Raw genomic sequence first — 3,579 nt, 5'->3', positions numbered from 1 at the left:
GAGCACAGCCGCCACGCGGCCCGGGTACGTGGGATCGGCTGGAACGTCGAAGCGGATGTGCACGCCAGAACGATAGTGCCCTCAACCCGCTCCCGGGCAGCGTCTGACTCGCGCCCCGCTGGCCCGATCGTCGGGGGCCGCTCGTCGGCGGCAGATCCGGATGTCCGATCGAGGTGGATCGTGCTCAGCCGACCACTGGCCTGCGAGCGGTAGGTCATGGGTGGGGATGGCTGGTGATGCCGTCCAAGATGGTGGTCAGGTTGTGGTTGAAGGTCTCCTCGGCGTTGAGGTGGGCGCCGTCGATGACGAGCCGGGCGACGGTGGGATAGCGGCCCGTTTTGAGCATGCGTGTCAGGTAGGGTCCGAGGCTCGCCTGCCAGGCGGCCTCATCGGTGCCGGTGGAACGGGCGGTGCGTCGCTCGGTGACCTCCCTGCGGAGCGCTCCGATGATGAAGGCGTTGAGGGCACCCAAGGCCCGCTGGAGGTCGTCGATGTTGCGCATGCCGGGGGCCCGGCTGAGCGCCGCCGCGGTCGATTCGCCCACGGCGAGCGCATGCGGCCCCAGGTGTGGCCTTCCGCCGAGCAGATCGGAGAACCACTCATGATCAAGGGCGGCATCCCGGGTCCGGTGGACGATGGCCAGTACCGTGGCGCGCCAGTCGGTGTGCTGGCCGGCCTCGGCGATCTGGGCATAGACGGCGTCGACCATCAGATCGAGCAGTTCGGATCTGTTGATCACGTAGTCGTAGAGCCGCATCGGACCGACACCGAGCTCTTTGGCGATCTTGCGAACCGACAGTCCGTCGAGGCCGTGCGCGTCGGCAAGGCGGATCGCCGTAGCGGCGATCTTCGCGCGGCTCAACAGCACCGGGGCCGCTCGCGGCTGAGGCTCGGGCCGTTCCCAAACGGGCAACACCCCGCTACCGTACGACGTATCCACGGAATACAGCGTACGGTAACGGAGATGAAGATGCGAATCGCGATCGCCGGGGGCGGCCTCGGGGGCCTGACGCTGGCACGAATCCTGCGCCGGCACGGCCTCGACGCGGTGGTATACGAACGCGAGGCAAGCCGGTCTGCGCGATCGCAGGGCGGCATGCTCGACCTGCACCCGGAGTCCGGGCAACAGGCCCTGGCCGAGGCGGGTCTCACCGGCCGGTTCCGGTCTGAGGCGCGGCCTGAGGGCGAGGAACATCGGATTCTCGACCAGGCCGGACGCACCCTCGTGCACCACAAGCCACACCCCGGCTCATTCTCCGGACGTCCTGAGATCGATCGACGCGCACTGCGTGACCTTCTGCTCGATTCGCTCCCGGGCGACGCGGTCGCGTGGCAGCACCGGCTCGTCGCGGCGACGCCACGCCCTGACGGGGGCTTCGGGCTGACGTTCCATGGCGGCCACAAAACCGACTGCGACATCCTCATCGGCGCGGACGGCGCGCGCTCGGTCGTCCGGTCACTGCTGACCGACGCAAAGCTGTCCTACGTGGCCACTCTGGTGGAGCTGAGCATCAGCGACGCCGACCGCCGCCACCCGGATCTCGCTGAGCTGGTCGGCCCCGGGAACCTGTGGTGCGTCGGCGTGAACCAGATCCTTGCAGCGCAACGCCTCGGCGATGGCGGCATACGAGTCGGGATCTCCTTGCGCGCAGAAGATCGCGACATCGACACATACCGCAGTAAGCGTGCGCTGCTGGACCTCTTCGAAGGCTGGGACTCAAGGCTCACCGCACTCATCGAAGCCGGCGACAGCGCGCCGACGCCTCGCAGGATCGAAGCGATGCCCATCGGTACACGCTGGGCCAACCAGCCGGGAATCACCCTGATCGGCGACGCCGCGCACCTCATGCCGCCGGTCGGCGAGGGCGCCAACCAGGCCATGCTCGACGCCGCCGAACTCGCCGGCGAACTCGCCGCCAACCCCGCCGACCCGGACACGGCGATCCGGACCTACGAAGAGGCGATGTTCACCAGAACTCACCCGATCGCCGAAATGTCCGCACGAGTCCAGGCGATGATGCTGTCCCCCACCGCAGCGGACGACATCACCCGCTTCTTCACGGCGCGGACGACCGAGCCGGCAGCCGCAGATTGAGAATGCCCCGCCTGCCGGATCATGCGCCGCCGGCCGGTGTCAGGCGGGTCAGCGCATCGGACGCCGGCCAGCAGACCCTCTTACCAGTACGCTTCGTCGTCCCACGGCTCGAAATCGATGAACTCCAGCGGATCGTCGAGCTTGTCCAGGCCAGGAAGTCCCTCGCTGGCGAAGCGTCCGCGCAGCCACTCCAACAGCGTGTCCGTCAGGTTACCGGGCAGCGGCGGCCCCTGGCCGGCATGACGGGGAGAAATGATCAACCGCCAACTGTCGGGGTCCCCCTCGGTCAGCCATCCAAGTTGGTCACCGTCGATGGAGCTCGCGAAGGGTAGGAAGCCCCCAGGCTCAGGCCAGACAGGCAGCGGGTGGTACTCGGGGAAGCCTGCGCGAAGGCTGCGGTACCCGTCCAGTACCTCGGCGGCGTGGTATGCGAACCCGCGGCCGTTGGTGCGCAACGGCGTGACGAAATTCAGCCACTTCGACCAGCATCCAGCCCCGTAGCGGTCCATCAGAGCCATGTACTCAGCGGGCAGCCGCGTGCCTAGCTCCTCGAACAGCTCCTCCCAGGTGCCGCCGCCAAGGTAGGGAACCTCGGGCGGGGGCACGAGAAGCCTCAGCGCCTCCAGCCCGGTGCCCTCAGTCAGCGCGGCCCGCCGCTGCGCCACGGGTACCACTTCGGGCCGGGGCACGGGTGGGGCCCATCGCACGGCGCCGGTGAGGAAAGCAGTCCGCCGCGCGGTTGCCGGCAGCGGCCCGATCCTCCCGCCGCCGGGCAGCGGAAGCCCGGTGCGAACGGCTGCGGAGAGCGTGTCCAGCAATGGCATTTCATAGCTGCGCCACGGATTGACGCCCTGGTAGACGGCATCCTGGTGGAAGACGACGACCGGCCACCGATCCGGATCTTCGGACACTCCCGTGTCCCAGAACAGATAGCTGGCCGACCGCGTCATCCCCCAGGCGAGCAGGCCACCAGGCGCAGGATGGAAAGCCGGCGGCTCATACGGCGGGGCCTCACGGGAGGAGATGCGACAGTGGCGGTGGGTGTCCCGCAGCCAGGTGGCGTAGTCGAAACGCCCCTCCTGGATACAGGGAGTGTGCAACCAGATGAACTCACCGATGTCGAGCGGCCCGTAGGCAGCAACCACTGACTTGTAGTCGCCGGGCAGGCGAAGACCGAGCCACGACTCCACCGCGTCCCAGTCGACGGGGACAGGAACGGCCGACGGTCGGCCGAAAATCGCGCCGAAGGACGAGGGATCCACGAACAGATTGTGGCATCGGCGGCACCAGGACCGGACGGGCCACCTTCCCGCCAAGACCGGCAGCGGCCCGCCGGGCGTCGGACGGCCCAGCAACTGCGCAAGCGTGCGGAAGTCCCGGGGTGAATCTCGCCTACGGCCTGTTTCATAACTCGGTGGAGTTGTGAGACAGCGCCCTTCTCGGGCGTCCGCGCCTCGCCCCGGGTGGGGTGGGTACGGTTCCTG

General features: G+C 68.3%; 3 protein-coding genes. 1 reads left to right on the top strand and 2 read right to left on the bottom strand.

The genetic code is table 11. From position 1 onward, the window contains the following. Positions 1 to 214: 214 nt before the first annotated feature. Positions 215 to 940 (bottom strand): TetR/AcrR family transcriptional regulator, encoded by a 726-nt coding sequence (locus AB0F68_RS35155; protein WP_357346193.1) that lies wholly within the window; start codon positions 938 to 940, stop codon positions 215 to 217. 24 nt (positions 941 to 964) lie between these two features. On the opposite strand from AB0F68_RS35155, the gene AB0F68_RS35150 reads away from it, so the two are divergent. Continuing rightward, the gene (locus AB0F68_RS35150) at positions 965 to 2,095 is read left to right on the top strand and encodes an FAD-dependent monooxygenase (RefSeq protein ID WP_357346191.1); all 1,131 of its coding nucleotides are present in this window, start codon (positions 965 to 967) and stop codon (positions 2,093 to 2,095) included. A gap of 80 nt (positions 2,096 to 2,175) precedes the next feature. On the opposite strand, the gene AB0F68_RS35145 is transcribed toward AB0F68_RS35150, so the two are convergent. After that, positions 2,176 to 3,357, bottom strand: coding sequence for a hypothetical protein (locus AB0F68_RS35145; RefSeq protein ID WP_357346189.1), 1,182 nt, complete (start codon positions 3,355 to 3,357; stop codon positions 2,176 to 2,178). Positions 3,358 to 3,579 lie beyond the last annotated feature (222 nt).

This window comes from Micromonospora sp. NPDC023966 (genome assembly GCF_040639095.1).
GTDB lineage: Bacteria > Actinomycetota > Actinomycetes > Mycobacteriales > Micromonosporaceae > Micromonospora.
This window is presented reverse-complemented; position numbering and strand designations above follow the sequence as displayed.

What these genes read in the sequence shown, in the direction of transcription:
- AB0F68_RS35150 (WP_357346191.1), top strand. Translation starts at nt 965, where the DNA reads ATGAAGATGCGAATCGCGATCGCCGGGGGCGGCCTCGGGGGCCTGACG.